The organism is Pedobacter fastidiosus, assembly GCF_014306625.1.
Taxonomy (GTDB): Bacteria; Bacteroidota; Bacteroidia; order Sphingobacteriales; family Sphingobacteriaceae; genus Pedobacter; species Pedobacter fastidiosus.
The window spans coordinates 60,164-77,551 of record NZ_JACRYL010000005.1; the positions used below are offsets into that span (position 1 = coordinate 60,164).

The 17,388-nt window shown below is 37.0% G+C and carries 14 protein-coding genes; 10 read left to right on the top strand and 4 right to left on the bottom strand.

Annotated features, from left to right (window positions below; all coding sequences use genetic code 11):
* Positions 1 to 38: 38 nt before the first annotated feature.
* The 4 genes from H7U22_RS06660 to H7U22_RS06675 all read left to right on the top strand — a co-directional run bounded on the left by H7U22_RS06660 (position 39) and on the right by H7U22_RS06675 (position 6,755).
* Positions 39 to 3,350 (top strand): SusC/RagA family TonB-linked outer membrane protein, encoded by a 3,312-nt coding sequence (locus H7U22_RS06660; RefSeq protein WP_187070574.1) that lies wholly within the window; start codon positions 39 to 41, stop codon positions 3,348 to 3,350.
* Positions 3,351 to 3,435: 85 nt separating this feature from the next.
* Positions 3,436 to 4,806 carry a RagB/SusD family nutrient uptake outer membrane protein gene (locus H7U22_RS06665; RefSeq protein WP_187070575.1) on the top strand — a complete coding sequence of 457 codons (1,371 nt, stop codon included), beginning with the start codon at positions 3,436 to 3,438 and terminating at the stop codon, positions 4,804 to 4,806.
* Positions 4,807 to 4,881: 75 nt separating this feature from the next.
* Positions 4,882 to 6,132, top strand: a complete 1,251-nt coding sequence (locus tag H7U22_RS06670) for a YdcF family protein (RefSeq protein WP_187070576.1) — start codon at positions 4,882 to 4,884, stop codon at positions 6,130 to 6,132.
* Positions 6,133 to 6,254: 122 nt separating this feature from the next.
* On the top strand, positions 6,255 to 6,755 hold the full coding sequence (locus tag H7U22_RS06675) for a phosphoglycerate mutase family protein (RefSeq protein WP_187070577.1): 501 nt from the start codon (positions 6,255 to 6,257) through the stop codon (positions 6,753 to 6,755).
* Here H7U22_RS06675 and H7U22_RS06680 read toward each other — a convergent pair.
* From H7U22_RS06680 to porX, 4 genes are all read right to left on the bottom strand, one after another.
* Complete coding sequence (locus tag H7U22_RS06680) at positions 6,750 to 7,433, bottom strand: M15 family metallopeptidase (protein ID WP_187070578.1); 684 nt, start codon at positions 7,431 to 7,433, stop codon at positions 6,750 to 6,752. The genes H7U22_RS06675 and H7U22_RS06680 overlap by 6 nt on opposite strands.
* 97 nt (positions 7,434 to 7,530) lie before the next feature.
* Positions 7,531 to 8,760 carry an alanine dehydrogenase gene (locus H7U22_RS06685; RefSeq protein ID WP_187070579.1) on the bottom strand — a complete coding sequence of 410 codons (1,230 nt, stop codon included), beginning with the start codon at positions 8,758 to 8,760 and terminating at the stop codon, positions 7,531 to 7,533.
* A gap of 72 nt (positions 8,761 to 8,832) precedes the next feature.
* Entirely contained in the window at positions 8,833 to 9,249 is a 417-nt protein-coding gene (gene tsaE, locus H7U22_RS06690) for a tRNA (adenosine(37)-N6)-threonylcarbamoyltransferase complex ATPase subunit type 1 TsaE (RefSeq protein ID WP_187070580.1), read from the bottom strand.
* A gap of 184 nt (positions 9,250 to 9,433) precedes the next feature.
* Entirely contained in the window at positions 9,434 to 10,987 is a 1,554-nt protein-coding gene (gene porX / locus H7U22_RS06695; protein ID WP_187070581.1) for a T9SS response regulator signal transducer PorX, read from the bottom strand.
* A 110-nt stretch (positions 10,988 to 11,097) separates the two neighbouring features.
* Here porX and H7U22_RS06700 point away from each other — a divergent pair, with 110 nt between their 5' ends.
* The 6 genes from H7U22_RS06700 (at position 11,098) to H7U22_RS06725 (ending at position 16,865) form a co-directional block, all read left to right on the top strand.
* Positions 11,098 to 12,321, top strand: coding sequence for an HD domain-containing protein (locus tag H7U22_RS06700; protein WP_187070582.1), 1,224 nt, complete (start codon positions 11,098 to 11,100; stop codon positions 12,319 to 12,321).
* Positions 12,322 to 12,443: 122 nt separating this feature from the next.
* Positions 12,444 to 13,520, top strand: a complete 1,077-nt coding sequence (gene lpxD, locus H7U22_RS06705; protein WP_187070583.1) for a UDP-3-O-(3-hydroxymyristoyl)glucosamine N-acyltransferase — start codon at positions 12,444 to 12,446, stop codon at positions 13,518 to 13,520.
* Positions 13,510 to 14,922 carry a bifunctional UDP-3-O-[3-hydroxymyristoyl] N-acetylglucosamine deacetylase/3-hydroxyacyl-ACP dehydratase gene (locus H7U22_RS06710; RefSeq protein WP_187070584.1) on the top strand — a complete coding sequence of 471 codons (1,413 nt, stop codon included), beginning with the start codon at positions 13,510 to 13,512 and terminating at the stop codon, positions 14,920 to 14,922. The genes lpxD and H7U22_RS06710 overlap by 11 nt, the downstream gene beginning before the upstream one ends.
* Positions 14,922 to 15,707 (top strand): acyl-ACP--UDP-N-acetylglucosamine O-acyltransferase, encoded by a 786-nt coding sequence (gene lpxA, locus H7U22_RS06715; protein WP_025141731.1) that lies wholly within the window; start codon positions 14,922 to 14,924, stop codon positions 15,705 to 15,707. The genes H7U22_RS06710 and lpxA overlap by 1 nt, the downstream gene beginning before the upstream one ends.
* A 50-nt stretch (positions 15,708 to 15,757) precedes the next feature.
* Complete coding sequence (locus H7U22_RS06720; RefSeq protein ID WP_187070585.1) at positions 15,758 to 16,228, top strand: GNAT family N-acetyltransferase; 471 nt, start codon at positions 15,758 to 15,760, stop codon at positions 16,226 to 16,228.
* 22 nt (positions 16,229 to 16,250) lie between these two features.
* On the top strand, positions 16,251 to 16,865 hold the full coding sequence (locus H7U22_RS06725; protein WP_187070586.1) for an ABC transporter ATP-binding protein: 615 nt from the start codon (positions 16,251 to 16,253) through the stop codon (positions 16,863 to 16,865).
* Positions 16,866 to 17,388 lie beyond the last annotated feature (523 nt).

Below are 17,388 nucleotides of genomic sequence, written 5' to 3' on the forward strand. Positions count from 1 at the left end.
ATTTTTTTGCCCAAAAAAACAAACTAATAATTATAACTATGCTTAGAAAACTTACAAAACACTTGTTCTTTTGCGTGCTGTTAATTACAGTCGCCGCAACTGCTCGGGCTCAAACATCGGAGATTACCGGGATTGTAAAAGACGAAACAGGACAACCACTCATCGGTTCTTCCATTCTTTTACTGAACACCAAAACTCAAGAGAAAAAAGGGATTATGGTGAATGCAGATGGTAAATTTTTAATTACCGGCTTATCTGCAAATGTTCCTTATAACATTAGTGCATCTTTTATCGGTTATACAACCAAAACAATTGAAAATTATCTGCTAAAAGCAGGTGAGCAAGCAACTTTAATGATTCAGCTTGTTCCTGCTTCATCATCTTTAACTGATGTGGTAATTGTGGGTTATGGCAGTCAGAAAAAGAAAGATGTTACAACAGCAATAGCGAGTATAAAAGCTTCGGATTTAGAAAACCAGCCGATTAATAATGCGGCAGAAGCAATGGTTGGTAAAATGGCAGGCGTTCAGGTTTCGCAAGGATCAGGAACACCTGGCGCTGCATTATCCATTAAAGTTCGTGGCGTGGGCACCATCACTGCCGGCTCTAGCCCGCTTTATGTAATTGATGGTGTGCCGATTTCGGGAGACAATATTAATACGCTTAATACAAATGACATCGCATCGATTGAGGTTTTAAAAGATGCATCATCGGCCGCAATTTATGGGTCGAGAGGTTCAAATGGTGTTGTTTTAATTACAACAAAGCAAGGGAAAAGCGGTGCGGCAACCATCAGTGTAAATAGCTATACTGGCTGGCAAAGTTTAGCCCATAAAATTGATATGATGGATGCGTACCAATACTCTCAAATGGTTTTAGAATCCAGAAACAATACATATTCTGATGCCATGGATGCAATTAATCGTAAAAATGCAGCAACCGGATTACCAGTTATAGCCTACAATATTAATGATAGCAATGCCCAACGTTTAGTAAATTCTGGAAACAATACGAGTGCTGTAATCCCAACGGAAGTATTGCCATATTTACAAGGACAGCAGGGTTTAACCAATACCGATTGGCAGGATGAAATTTTCAGAACTGCAAAAATTCAAAGCCATTCGGTTTCTGCATCAGGCGGTAGCGAAACTTTGAAATATTACGGTTCCATGGAATATTTTGATCAGGATGGTGTGATTTTAAACAGCGGTTTTAAACGTTATAGTGCTAGGTTAAATCTTGAAGGAACAAAAGGTCATTTCAGGTACGGTGTAAATTTAACTCCATCGGTTATTAAAGAAAAAAGAGTAAATGCAAATGGTGCATATACCGCATTTAATTCCGGAGGTGTTAATCAGGGTGGAATAGTTGCTTCCGCCTTACATTATGCGCCTATCTTTCCTGTTTACAACAATGATGGAAGTTACAGTTTTGCACAAAACTCCTGGAGTCCGGGTCAGGTTACAGCACTGCCTAATGGTTCGTTAATATCAGGAAATGGCGCAACACAGGCGTGGAATCCGGTAGCGCTTGCTATGCTTCAAAAAGATGATGTAGGCTCGAACAGGTTGACTGGTAGTGCCTTTGTAGAAGCCACTATTCTAAAAGATTTAAAATATAAAATTCAGTTAGGCATCGATTTATTTAACAGCTCGGAAGATACTTTCCGGCCTTCTGTTTTCCCTCAGTCAAATACGGCTGGCAACCCCCTAACGGATGCTTCAGGCAGTTCGAGAACGATAAAAGAAACCAATTGGTTATTGGAGCAAACATTAAACTATACCAAAACTTTTGGTGATCATAGTTTAACGGCACTATTAGGCTGGTCTAACCAAAAAGACGATTTGAGTGGCAACTACGCAATTGCATCAAGAGGTTTTATTAGTGATCAGATTGAATATCTAAACGCAGGTATTGTTACAAGTGGCGGTTCAACCAGATCTCAATGGGCTTTAGCCTCGGGCATTGCAAGGTTGCAGTACAGCTATAAAGGCAAATATTTATTTACCGGTTCGGTAAGAGCGGATGGTTCATCTAAATTTGGCAAAAACAATAAATGGGGCTACTTCCCGTCTGCTTCTGTAGGCTGGAGATTATCTGAAGAAAATTTCCTAAAAGAAGTTAAAGCAATTTCTGATTTAAAATTAAGAGCCAGTTATGGTTTAACAGGCAACTTTAATATTCCAACTTATGGTTCGCAAGGATCGATGACCAGTTATGGTTATGTTTTCGGGGGCGCAACGCCTTCTGTTGTTAATGGTGCGGCAACTTATGCTTCTCCAAATGATGACTTGAGATGGGAAAAAACAGCACAGTTAAACGTTGGTTTGGATGTTGCTTTTTGGAATAACCAATTAACATTATCTGTTGATGCTTACAACAGTAATACCACCGATTTATTGTTAAATGTCCCCGTGCCATTATCTACAGGTTTTGCTACAGAACTTAAAAACATAGGTAAAGTAAACAATAAAGGTATCGACATAAACTTGGGTACTACACAGCAATTTGGTGCTGTAAAATGGAGCGCAAACGCTAACTTCTCTAAAAACAAAAATAAAGTTGTAGAGTTAGGCCCTGGCAATGCAGACATTATCAGAACAGGTTCTGTGGCCAATGCATATTTCTTAACCAGAGTTGGTGAGCCAATTGGTTCTTACTACTTGCCTGTTGTTTTGGGTGTTTTCAAAAACCAGGCTGAAGTAAATGCGTACCCACATTATACTGATACACAAGGTAATTATGATTTGAATACGTCTGAACCTGGAGATTTTAAATACAAAGATGTTGATGGTGACGGTGTAATCGATTTAACAAAAGACCGTGAAATTGTGGGTAATTACCTTCCTAAATTTACCTATGGTTTTGCTACATCGGCAGAATATAAAGGCATTGATTTAAATGTTTCCATGCAAGGTGTTTATGGTAATAAAATCCTGAACCTTTCCCGCAGGTATTTCGCCAACAAAGAAGGAAACATGAACAACATGATAAGCTCTTTAGATAGATGGGTTTCTGAAAGCAATCCAGGCAGCGGACAAGATGTTAGGGCAAATCGTGTAGCCAAAGGGAGCAATGGTACAACATCTACATGGCATATCGAAAATGGTTCTTATTTACGCATTCGTAATATTGCTCTGGGTTATACTCTCCCTGAAGCCATAGTTAAAAAATTAACTTTAACTAAGGTTAGGCTTTACTTTTCCATGCAAAACCCTTTCACCTTTACAAAATATACAGGCTACAATCCTGAGGTAACAAACAGATCTGAAGCAACTACAAATGGGGAAGATTATGGCGTTTACCCTACTGCAAAAACAACATCAATCGGTATTAACATTACTTTATAATTAAGACGATGAAACCTATAAAAGCAACAACATTATATTTTAAAGCTTTTACAAGCTTCATCACCTTAAAAAAAATCATAATCAGATGAAAAAATATATTATATCAATCTTAACATGTGGCCTAATTATTACGGCTACATCTTGCAAGAAGTTTTTAGATTTGAAACCCCTTGATTCGTACACAGAAAATACTTTTTATGTTGATGAAAAAGGTTTACAAGGTGGTTTAGTAAGTTGTTACGATGCTTTGCAAACCGATAGTTTGTATGGAAACAATATGCTTACTTTGGGCGAAATTCGCGGCGATAACGTTACCGATAATGATCCCGGTTCTGGTGCTGGTGTACGTAATTCTATCGAAGTATTTTCTGAAACATCTGCCAATAACATATTATCAGGTGCATGGCAAGGGCACTATAAAGCAATTTACAGAGCCAATATTATTTTAGACCGGGCACCGGCAATCAGCATGGCCGATGCGACTAAAAATCAAATTATTGGTCAGGCCAAGTTTATCAGAGCGCTGAGTTATTTCAACTTAACACGTTTATGGGGCAATGTTCCTTTGATATTAACTGTTCAAAAAACAGACGAAGCAAGAGCAAACACCCGTGCAACTTCGGCGCAGGTTTACCAGCAAATTGTAAGCGATTTAACAGATGCAGCTTCAAAACTTCCAACAACCTGGACTGATGCTCAACGTGGTAAGGCAACAACATATGCTGCATCAGCGTTGCTGGCCAAAGTATACTTATATCAAAAGAATTACCCTATGGTTGTTTCAACCTTACAGCCAATAGCGACTGCAATTTACGCCGGAACTACGCTTTCTGTTGTTCCGCAAACTACAACTTTCCCTAGCGGTTTAAAAACAAGCAAGGATATTATCTTCGCGGTGTTATATTTAAATGGTGGTGTCAAAGAAGCGGTAAATCAAGATAACCGTTATAGAAATAACAATAACACCAATACGATAACAATACCTCAATCCATATTTGAAGCAGGCGATAATCGCAGAGCGTTAGTCGCCCCTACCAACATCGGGCTTCGTCCAGGAAAATTTAATAGCGCAGTTTCCAATTCAACAGAAATTAGTGGCGATTTCCCTATCCTCCGTTGTGCTGATGTTTTATTAATGTATGCTGAAGCACTTAACGAAGTTGCTTATGGCAATACCGAAGCATTTAAAGCCTTAAATGCAGTTAGAACTAATGCAAATGCAACAAATAAAACGGCTACAACACTTGTTTCGCAAGCAGATTTCAGAACAGCTATTTATTTGGAAAGACGCTTAGAACTTGCTCTGGAAGCAGATCGTTGGTTTGATATTGTAAGAACGTCTCAAATGCCGATAGTATTTCCTGGAATTCCTGCGTTTAGAAGTATTTATCCTGTTCCACAGGCTGAAATTGATAACGTAACGAATAAAACCGGATGGCAAAATCAGGGATATTAATTTTATGATATCTTTAAATTAAATCTAAACCGATATTGCTTAAATGCAGTATCGGTTTTTTATATTTAAATCGCTATGAAAATTAAACTTATAATATTTGCGCTTCTATCTTTTACAACAATATCGTTTGGACAACAAGTTGGTGCAAAAAAAGATTATGTTCTTATTGCCACGCATAATTCCGTTCAGTATAAAAACTTTTACCTTTTAACACTATTTCAAAAAGAACCACAGGTAAAAAACTTGCTATTAAAGGATGATATTCTAAGCAAAATACTCCAAGCCAAAAAGGAAAATATTACAGATGCAGTTAAAAACTGCAACAAGGATATTGGTTGTTTTACTAAAGCCTTAAAATTTAGCGATTCGGAAATCGAACAGGTTGGAAATAGGTTGGCGACTTTGTATACAAAAGATAATTCGCTTGGTTTACTGATTAAAAACCATGTTATTCCATCAGGATGCTATAATCTTTATGCTGATTTAAATGCAAGTGAATCGTTAAGAAAAGCATGGGAACAAGATGCAAAAGCAATTAACCATATTATTTCGGTTTATGTTGAAGGACAAAAACCAAATTATGCCGCAATAGATTCGATAAGCTTTAATGTGAAGGATAAAAGCTATCCGGAAATAGTGGCCACAAATGCCATTTTAAGCCTAAATTCTAGCAATAATTTATTTTTTGAACCTTCTATGCAGGTTGCATTAGTGGCTTTGGAAATTAACGAGCGAAATGATGCGGCAGATTACGAACCCATGATTTCTACGGTAAACAAAGCAGCTCTTTTATCCATAAAAAAAACAAATTTTGCAAATTATAAGTACTCCACAATACTTGTTCCTGGTGAGGGCCCTGAAGAGAATGGTGTAGAACTTAGTGCCGGCGGAATGCTGCGCTGCAGATTAGCTGCAGAACAATTTCACAAAGGTTTGGCGCCATTTATTATGGTATCAGGTGGCAGGGTTCATCCTTATAAAACCAAATATAGTGAGGCTTACGAAATGAAAAAATTTTTCATGAATACACTTCAAATACCCGAGAGTGTGATTATTATGGAACCTCATGCTCGCCATACTACAACTAATTTGCGAAATGCCGCTCGTTTAATTTTTCGTTATGGTATGCCGATTAATAAACCAGGACTTGTTGTTACCGTTAAATCGCAAAGTTTTTATATTAGCGAGATCATGCATCTGCGTTGTATAAAGGAGTTGGGTTATGATCCTTACAAAAATGGGAATCGGCTTTCAGATACTGCTTTAGAGTTTTACCCGAACGTAAATTCTTTACAAATTGATTTCGATGAGCCAATGGATCCTTAAATTTCGTATAGTCGCTATATTTTCTAATCTTTATCGCATGAAACCATCATGATTTTCAAATCACACAATGGGATGAATAAATCTTGAGAGCTTCATCACCTATAAAAAACAATTATATACAGATGAAAAAACTGATCTTAATTTTATCCTTAACGTTTTTCGCCTCACAATTTGTTGTTGCCCAAACTACTCAAATTTGGATTGTTAGACATGCAGAAAAGGATAAATCAAATCCAGAAGATAAAAATCCAAACCTATCTGAAGAGGGAAAAATCAGAGCAGGAGATTTGGCTAAATACCTTAAAAAAGTAAAGTTCGATGCAGCCTTTAGCACACCTTATAAAAGAACACATCAAACTTTGGATTCGTTAATCATTCAAAAAGTTATCGATTATAAAGACGCCAAATCATTGGTTGACTCGGTTAATAAAAGTTATGTGGGCAAAACCATTATTGTAGCTGGTCATTCCAATACCGTTCTTGAAATTATGGAGGCTTTTGGGGGCAAAAAACCAAAAGAAGAATTAACAGATGATGATTACGACTATATTTTTCACTTAACCGTTAAAGGCGACAAAGCCAAAGTAAAGGTGGATCAGTACGGGAGGCCACATCATTTATAGTTTCTCAAAAGGAATATCCATTAAAGCGTAGTATTGCCAGCCATTAAAATCGAAATGCCACCATTCGTTATCCAACACTGTAAAATTGTATTTTTGCATCGAAGCAATTAAGAAATCTCTATTCTTTTTTACGGCTGATGAAACAGGCATATAGTTAGCCGCAGCTGCTGCTGAAAAACTATCGTAAGGTGTTGCCATAACTAAATCTTTTCCTGTCTTTAAATCAATTATAGTTAAATCTACAGCGCATCCTCTATTGTGTTTGGAGCCTTTGGCTGGGTTTGCCACGAAGTTTTTATCGCTGGCTTTTTGGTAAAATGCAACAGTAACGGCATAAGGCCTGTAGCCATCAAATATTTTTAATCCGTAGCCTTTCTTTTTTAACTCTGCTTGAATTTTCTTTAACGATTCTACAACAGGTTTCCTTGCAAAAGCTCTAGCCTGCTGATACATTACCTGCTTCATAAAATTATTTGTGGTTGCATAGCGAATATCAAGTTTTATACTCGGAATCGCTTTTTTAATCTCCACTAATTCGTTATTTGGGTTTATTTTTATAGAAGCCAAGTATTGATTGTAAGAATTGATAACTACGAGTTTTTTCGCTGGTTTGGTCTGAGCAAAAGCACAGATTGAAAATGATATGATCAGGAATAAAAAGAGGAGTTTGATTTTCATGTAGGCATTTGTAAAAGTAGGTCGTTATTTGCGAGGTAAGAAGCAATCTATTTAACGAGTGAGATTGCTTCGTGCCTCGCAATGATGATAAATGAGATTACTGATTGGAAACCACCAAAAGTTCCAAATCTTTAAAAGGCAGATTAAACATATCGGCCAAATCCTTATTGGTTACATTGCCTTGATAAATGTAAAGCGCCTCACGGATACCCGGATTATTCCAAACCATGTTCATTAACCCGCCGAACTCACCAATATCCAACAAAATCGGAGCAAAAATATTGGTTAATGCATAAGATGCTGTTCTTGGAACACGAGAAGCAATATTTGGAACGCAATAATGAATTACATCGTATTTTCTAAAAACAGGGTTGGTGTGATTGGTTACTTCCGATGTTTCAAAACATCCGCCTTGATCAATGCTTACATCAATAACAACAGAATGCGGTTTCATCCTTGCAACGGTTTCTTCCATTACCACGCATGGACTTCTACCATGACTCGCACGAATGGCGCCAATAACCACATCGCAGGTTACAATGGCTTTATTTAAAACAATAGGTTGCATTACCGAAGTAAAAACCCTGCTATTTCCCAAGTTATTTTGTAAGCGACGTAAACGATAAATTGAGCTATCAAAAACCTTTACTTCGGCACCTAAAGCTAAAGCGGTTCTGGCCGCATATTCCCCTACCGTTCCAGCCCCTAAAATTACAATTTCGGTTGGCGGCACACCTGTAAAGCCACCAAGCATTAAGCCTTTACCGCCGGTAACATTGCTTAAATATTCTGCAGCAATTAGTATAGAGGTAGAGCCTACAATTTCGCTCATTGCCCTAACCACACTTAACACATTTCCTTCATCCCGTAGGTTTTCGAAACACAATGCATTAATTTTTTTCTGCATTAAAGCTTTTAAATATTCTTGCTTTAGCGTTCCCGTTTGAAGTGAAGAAATTAAGGTTTGCCCTTTATGCATCATTGCAATTTCCTCAAGCATCGGTGGTGCAATTTTCACAAGGATATCAGAATCAAAAACTTCCTTTTTATCGTAAGCTATTTTAGCGCCTTGTTCGGCATATTCAGAATCAGAAAAATTGGCTGCAATACCTGCACCGCTTTCCAAAATAACCCTATGGCCATTGTTTACCAATAGCGCAACAGATAAAGGCGTAAGTGCTATTCTATTTTCTTGAAAAGAAATTTCTTTTGGGATTCCAATATTTAAATTGTTCTTTTTATTTCTGGTTTCTAGCGTCGCCTCCTGTGTTTGCAATAAACCCTGGCGAGCTATATCGGCCATTCCTTCGCGTAATCCTGTAGCCATGATGCTTAAAAATGTATTTGTTTTAGGTTGTTCAAGATACGGAAATTCTGTTAAAATATTGATAACTAAATGTTATACCTTCGAAAAATTGAATAATCTCTCGTTTTCATCTATCACAGAAATCTCTACTTTAATGTAGTGTTCGGGCAAGAGTTCTTCTACCCTTTCCGGCCATTCTATCAAGCAAATCCCACCACCATAAAAATATTCTTCGTAACCTAAATCATAAGCTTCCTGAATATCTTTTATCCGATAAAAATCAAAATGAAAAATTTGTCCATTGGGGCTTTCGTATTCATTTACAATGGAATACGTCGGACTAGAAACAACATCCGTAACGCCTAAAGCTCCGCAAAGCTTCTTAATAAAAGTGGTTTTACCGGCGCCCATATCGCCTTCAAAAACAAATATTTTTGCTGTAGATGCAAACTCAATTAGCTGTTTTGCAACACTTGATAAATCTGCAAGACTATTAACTTCTATCTTCATTTTAAAAAGAATAAAGGCAAAAGTAATACATAATTGTATCGCTTTTGCCTAAACCTTATTTTCATGAACTGTCTTCGCATTTTATAGCAAAGTGTTCACATTATCCCTACATTTTTTTCTGGTCTTTGCGCTTATGTCCATCGCCAAGCCAACATGTCTTTCACTCCCCTTTAGGGGTTGGGGGTTACCTCGGCGAGTATGTAATTACCGGAATAATCATTTCCTCCAAAGAAATTCCGCCATGTTGGAAAGTTTCATTATAGTAATTTACAAACTGATTGTAATTATTTGGATAAACGAAATAGCTGTCTTCTTTTGCAAAAATATAACTGCTACTGATGTTAATTTTTGGCAACATCGCATCATGCGGATTTTTAATAGCAAAAACATCTTTCGCATTAAAATTAAGATTTCTTCCCTGTTTGTAACGCAGGTTTGTATTGGTACTTCTATCGCCAATAACCTTAACTGGTTTTTTAACGCGGATGGTTCCATGATCAGTTGTAATTACCACTTTAACCTTTTTCTGCGAGATTTTTTTCAGCAGCTCCCAAAGTGGCGAATGTTCAAACCACGATAAGGTTAACGAACGATAAGCGGCATCATCATTTGCAAGCTCACGAATCATTTGCATATCGGTACGAGCATGACTTAACATATCAACAAAGTTGAAAACAATTGCATTAAAATCATTTTGCAATAAGTTATTGGTTTGTTCTACCAAATCCTTTCCTTGCTCAAAAGTTAAAATTTTATTGTAACTAAATTTGCAATCTTTCCTTATGTTCCGTTTAATGTTATCGGCCAAGAAAGCTTCTTCGTGCATATTTTTTCCACCTTCATCATCATCATTCTGCCACAGTTGCGGAAAACGCCTCTCCATTTCCAAAGGCATTAAGCCAGAGAAAATTGCATTACGAGCATACTGAGTTGCAGTCGGCAAAATACTGGTGTACATATCTTCCTCATCAATACGGAAATATTCAGAAATTAATGGATTGATAATTTTCCATTGATCGTAACGTAAATTATCAATCAGAATAAAAAATACCGGTGTGGTATCATTAATATGTGGAAACGCTTTTTTTCTAAGCAACTCGTTAGAAAGCAGAGGCGATTTATCTTTATCCTTAATCCAGCCTAAATAATGCTCTTCAATAAATTTCGAAAACTGGGTATTTGCTTCCTGCTTTTGCATGGTTAAAATTTCATGCATCTGTGGATCATCCAATTTTTCTAACTCAAGTTCCCAAAAAACAATTTTTTTGTACACCTCAATCCACTCATCGTAATTTAATCTGTCGCTTAAAGTCATTCCTAAGCGTCTAAAATCTTGTTGATAAGCCATCGAAGTTTTTTCGCTCACCAAACGTTTATTATCGATCAGTTTTTTTATGGTTAACAAAACCTGTTTTGGATTTACGGGTTTAATCAGATAATCATCAATTTTGCTCCCAATAGCATCTTCCATTAGGTTTTCTTCCTCGCTTTTGGTAATTAAAACCACAGGAACTTCTGGATTTAAATTTTTTATTGCCGAAAGGGTTTCAATCCCACTCATGCCTGGCATATTTTCATCTAAGAAAACAAGATCGAAATGAGATTTTCCAAAAGCTTCGAGGGCGTCATTACCATTGGTAAATGTGGTTACGTGGTAACCTTTATCGTTCAGTAATAATATATGAGGTTTTAATAAGTCGATCTCGTCATCGGCCCACAATATTTTAGTTTCTTGCATGTTTTTGTAAAATAAATAAGGATTGCCATTATATTTTGGCAGGTAAATCAAACTATAAATAAAAATAGCAATTTTTGTACCGTATCTGCGTATTTAACTATTTTTAACGATTGAATAAGAAGAAAATAATAAATGATCCGGTTTACGGATTCATCAGCATCCCGTCTGAATTGGTTTACGATGTAATTTCGCACCCCTACTTTCAGCGTTTGCGCTACATTAAGCAACTTGGGATGACGCATTTGGTTTATCCCGGTGCTTTACATACTCGTTTTCACCATGCTTTAGGCGCCATGCATTTAATGAGCTTGGCCATTGGATTATTAAAAAGTAAAGATCATGTAATTACCGAGGGTGAAGAAGAATCTGCAATTTTGGCCATTTTACTGCACGATATTGGCCACGGACCTTTCTCGCATGCTCTAGAACATTCGCTGGTTACCGGTATTAAGCACGAAGATATTTCAGCAAAGCTGATGCAGGAACTGAACTTGCATTTCGATGGAAAACTCACCCATGCAATAGAAATTTTTAATGGCACCTATCCTAAAAAGTTTCTTCATCAGTTAATTTCTGGTCAGCTGGATTTAGATCGAATGGATTATCTAAATCGGGATAGTTTTTTTACCGGAGTAAGCGAAGGCGTAATCAGTTTTGATCGGATTATCAAAATGTTTAACGTTTACGATGATGATCTGGTCATCGAAGAAAAGGGAATTTATTCAATCGAAAAATTTTTAATCGCCCGCAGGCTAATGTATTGGCAGGTTTATTTGCACAAAACAGTAATTGCTGGCGAAATGATTTTAGTTAAGCTTTTAGAAAGAGCGAAACAGTTATCCGCCGCAGGCGAAAATTTATTTGCATCTCCATCCTTAAATCATTTTTTAAAGAACGATATAAACGAGGTTGATTTTTTTGAAAAAGACATCCATTTAAAGCATTTTACCAATCTGGATGATCAGGATATTTACGCTGCGGTAAAAGTTTGGGTAGAGCATCCCGATAAAATACTCTCTACACTTTGCCAAATGCTTACCTCAAGAAATCTTTACAAGGTAGAAATGGGTAACGAAATGGCCGACCAAGATAGAATTGAGTTCTTGCAGACCGCAGCCGTTAACCTTTTAAATATTAAACCTGAGGAAGCAAGGTATTTTGTTTTTACAGATTCTATCCAAAACCGGGCTTATAATGCAGGCGTTGGGAATATTAAGATATTGATGAAAAATAACGATATTGTTGATATTGCAAAAGCATCAGATTTATCGAACTTGGAATCGCTACAAAAAACCGTTGAGAAATACATCCTCTGCTACCCAAGGGGGATTTAAGTTTTTTTAACAAAATATTTAACTTTTAGTGCCGTTTTAAGTCTTATTATTGTGTAGAATATACACTAATTAACCTATGTAGGTTTTTTTGTTCATATCAATTTAACATTTACCTTTGTACGATGCAATTTACTGCCAAGCAGATAAGCGAGTTTTTAAACGGGACCATTGATGGTAACCCTGATGTAGCCGTAACCGAACTCTCTAAAATAGAAGATGGGAAAGAAGGCTCTTTGTCTTTTCTTTCCAATCCGAAGTACGAAAACTTTTTGTATTCTACTCAGGCATCGGTAGTTATCGTTTCAAAAGATTTTAATCCAACTCAAAATTATACCAGCACACTAATCCGTGTAGATAATCCTTATAGCTCTTTTACCATTCTTTTGGATAAGTACAATGAAGCTGTAAATGCGCAGTCTGCAAAATCTGGAATTGATAAATTGGCATTCGTTCATCCTTCAGCAAAAATTGGTAAAAATGTTTTTATTGATGCCTTTGCATACGTGGGCGAAAATGTTGAAATCGCTGATGGCTGTAAAATTAATACTCAAACATTTATTGGCGCAGATTCAAAAATTGGCGAGAATTCTACGTTTTATCCAGGTGTTAAAATTTACCACAACTCTGTAATTGGCGCTCGGGTTATCATTCACTCCAATACTGTTATTGGAAGTGATGGCTTTGGTTTTGCCCCTCAAAAAGATGGCACTTACAATAAAATCCCTCAAATCGGAAACGTAATTATAGAAGATGATGTTGAAATTGGTGCTAATACAGCGGTTGATCGTGCTACAATGGGATCGACAATTGTTAAAAAAGGCGCCAAAATTGATAACCTGATTCAGATTGCACACAATGTAGAAATTGGCGAAAACACGGTGTTAGCCGCTCAATCTGGAATTTCTGGAAGTACTAAAGTGGGCCCTAATAGCGTTATTGGTGGGCAAGTTGGTATTGCTGGTCATTTAACGTTGGCAAAAGGAACTCAGATTGGTGCCCAAGCTGGATTAAATTTCAACATAACCGAAGAAAACAAACAATGGCATGGTAGTCCAGCACAACCTTTAAGGAACTGGATGCGTGCTTCAGTTATTTTTAAACATCTCCCAGATGTTGAAAAGAGAATAAATACGCTCGAAGAAGAAATAAAAAGACTTACATCCGAGTTGGAAAAGAATACAATACAAAATGAACGTTAGACAAAAAACGATTAAAAAAGAAACATCTGTATCTGGAGTTGGTTTACACACCGGCGCAAATGTTACCCTTACTTTTTGCCCTGCACCAGAAAATCATGGCTTTAAATTTCAGCGTGTCGATTTAGATGGTCACCCGATGATTGATGCTGATGCAGATAACGTAACCGATACTTCTCGTGGCACAACGCTTACTCAAAATGGCGCAAGTGTGAGTACTGTTGAGCATGTTATGGCTTCGTTGGTCGGAATGGATCTTGATAACGTTCTAATTCAGTTAGATGGGCCTGAAACTCCAATTATGGATGGTAGTTCTATTCAGTTTATAGATTTACTTGAAGAAGTAGGAAGCATTGAGCAAAATGCAGATCGCGAGTATTTTACCATCCCTCATAACATTACTTATACAGAAGCAGATAGAAAAGTAGAAATCGTGGCCATGCCCTTGGATGACTATCGTTTCACTTGTATGATCGACTACAATTCTCCTGTTTTGGGGAGCCAGCATGCAGGCATCAACACAATTGCCGAGTTTAAAAAGGAAATTGCTTCTTGCCGCACATTCTGTTTCCTACACGAATTGGAATACCAATTATCGCACAATTTAATTAAAGGCGGCGATTTAAATAATGCTATAGTTATTGTTGATAAGGAAGTAACGAAAGATGAATTAAGCCATTTGGCTAAACTTTTCAATCGTGCCGATATTGATGTAGCACCTCAGGGTATTTTAAATAATATGGAGCTGCGTTATCAAAACGAGCCCGCCCGCCATAAACTTTTGGATATGATTGGCGATTTAGCTTTAGTTGGTATGCACTTAAAAGGCCACATTATGGCTGCTAGACCTGGGCACGCTGCAAATGTTGCTTTTGCCAAAAAAATTAAGGCGGCAATAAAAAAAGAGAAAAATAAAAAAATTCAAAAGGTGTATGATCCAAGCGCAAAACCATTATACGACGTTGTTCAGATAATGGACATTTTGCCTCATCGCCAACCTTTTTTATTTGTAGATAAAATATTAGAACTTTCAAAAAACCATGTGGTTGGCGTTAAAAACGTTACCATGAATGAAGAGTTTTTTAAAGGCCATTTTCCTGGCGCACCTGTTTTTCCGGGGGTAATTCAAATTGAAGCGATGGCTCAGGTTGGAGGTATTCTTGTATTAAGCACTGTACCAGATCCAAGAAATTACTTAACTTACTTTTTAAAGATAGATAACGTACGTTTTAGAGCTCAGGTTTTACCTGGCGATACCATTGTTTTCAGATGCGATTTACTAGAACCAATTAGACGGGGCATTGCCCAGATGAAAGGTGTAGGAATGGTTGGAGAAAAAATTGTTGTCGAAGCCGAGATGATGGCTCAAATTACCAAAATTAAACAAGCAGAACCCGCCCAATAATGATACAACCTTTAGCATATATACATCCTCAGGCAAAAATTGCCGAAAACGTGGTAATCGAGCCTTTTGTAGTAATACATAAAGATGTTGTGATTGGCGAAGGAACATGGATTGGTTCTAACGTAACCATTATGGATGGCGCTCGTATTGGTAAAAATTGTCGTATTTTTCCTGGAGCTGTTATTTCTGGCGAACCTCAGGATTTGAAATTTGCTGGCGAAATTACAACCGCAGAAATTGGCGATAATACTACAATTAGAGAGTGTGTAACCATTAATCGTGGCACGAAAGATAAATGGAAAACAACAATTGGAAGCAATTGCTTAATCCAAGCTTATTCTCACATTGCGCATGATTGTGAAGTTGGTAACAACTGTATTTTTTCTAACAGCACAACTTTGGCTGGTCACATTACTATTGGCAACAATGTTGTTTTGGCTGGCTTGGTGGCTATTCATCAGTTTGTTAAGGTAGGTTCTTATGCGTTTGTAACCGGTGGTTCATTGGTGCGTAAAGATGTTCCTCCTTATGTTAAGGCTGCTCGTGAGCCTCTTTCTTATGCCGGAATCAACTCTGTTGGTTTACGTAGAAGAGGCTTTACCAACGAACAGATTGACGAGATCCAAGAAATTTACCGCGTACTTTTTGTTAAGCACAATAACGTAACCAAGGCTTTAGATATGATTGAAGCTGAATTTAAGCCAACGGAAATTCGTGATGAGATTGTAGATTTTATCCGCAACTCTAACCGTGGTGTAATGAAGGGCTTCGGAATGGGAAGCTAATTTTAGGTAGAGGGTAAAGGTATTATAATCTTATACTTCAAAATAAATTCATGAATGATTTAGCGCTAAAAAGAACAAATTCAGAGAATACCGATTTCAGAGAATTGGTTACACTGTTGGATAAGGACTTAGCCGTTAGAGATGGAGATGAACATACTTTTTATGCTCAATTTAACAAAGTTGATGCAATTAAAGAAGTTGTAGTTGCTTATCAAAATGAAATTCCGGTCGCTTGCGGAGCGATAAAACCTTTCTCAGCATCTGTGGCAGAAGTTAAGCGCATGTTTGTTCATCCAGATTTTAGAAAGCAGGGTATTGCAGCCAAAATCCTAAGTGAGCTGGAAAGTTGGGCTGCAGAACTTGGCTTTTCTGAATGTGTTTTAGAGACGGGTAAAAAACAACCCGAAGCCATCCATTTATATCAAAAAGTTGGTTATCAAATTACACCAAACTACGGACAGTATATTGGTGTAGAAAACAGCGTTTGCATGGCTAAGGTGCTATCAAGTCTTGATAACTGATCCACAATATTGATATAGGAGAATGAAGATTGCTTTAAATAACGTTGGTAGAAGATTTAACAAAGAATGGATTTTTAAAAATCTAAGCACTGAATTTGTTTCTGGTAAGAGTTATGCGATCTTGGGGCCCAACGGTTCAGGAAAATCTACACTACTGAGTGTGCTTACCGGTAGTTTAACCCCATCAGAAGGCGAAATTACTTTTGCCGATTCCAAAGAAATCCCAGTTGAAAACATTTATCAATATATCAGCTTAGCGGCTCCATATCTTGAACTAATCGAAACTTTTACGTTGAAAGAAATTATAGAATTTCACTTCAAATTTAAAAACTTTGCCCCAGGTATTGATGCTAAAAATTTGATTACCCTATTAGGATTAGAAAAATCGGCTAACAAGGAAATTAAGTATTTTTCGTCGGGAATGAAACAAAGAACCAAACTAGCTTTGGCTTGCTGTTCTGATTCACCAATATTATTTTTAGATGAGCCAACCAGCAATTTAGACGTTCAAGGAATAAATTGGTATCAAGAACTGATCGAAAAATTCACCAAAGAGAAGCTTACAATAATTGGTTCTAACCAGATTCAAGAATATGAATTTTGTTCAGAACACATTCAAATATTTGATTACAAGTAGTTTAAATTAAAATTTTCAGTTTCCAAACGAGCTTGATTTGTCATGCATTTGTACTATAAATAAATATCTAAAAAAACATTTGGTAATTGATAAATAGTTCTTACCTTTGCACCACCAAAAAGAGAAACAATTATTTAATTTATCTCTTCAAGTAAATGATCTTATTTTCCGCATTGCGGAATCAAAAATATAAGCCCTTAAAAGGCAAAAAGTTTTTTCATAGTTTAGTTTGAGGTTTAGGTTGATTATGCCTTTGGAGTGGTTCCCAAAGGCATTTCTTTTATACGGTGTTTTTAGCTAGAAAAGTTATTATTGCTAGGCACGAAGTTAAGGCGCTTTACAAAAGCAGGCCTATCTTTCTTGCACAAACCCAAGTGATATAAACCCGATTGCACAAATCCCGATTTAAGCCTCCGTAGTTTAATTTTATGGTATGCTTGCTTGTTTCACAGGTTTCATCGGGAGCGTAAAAGCGAGGCCGCAGCAGCCGATTAATGCAGGTATTGCTTTCCAAATCAATTTT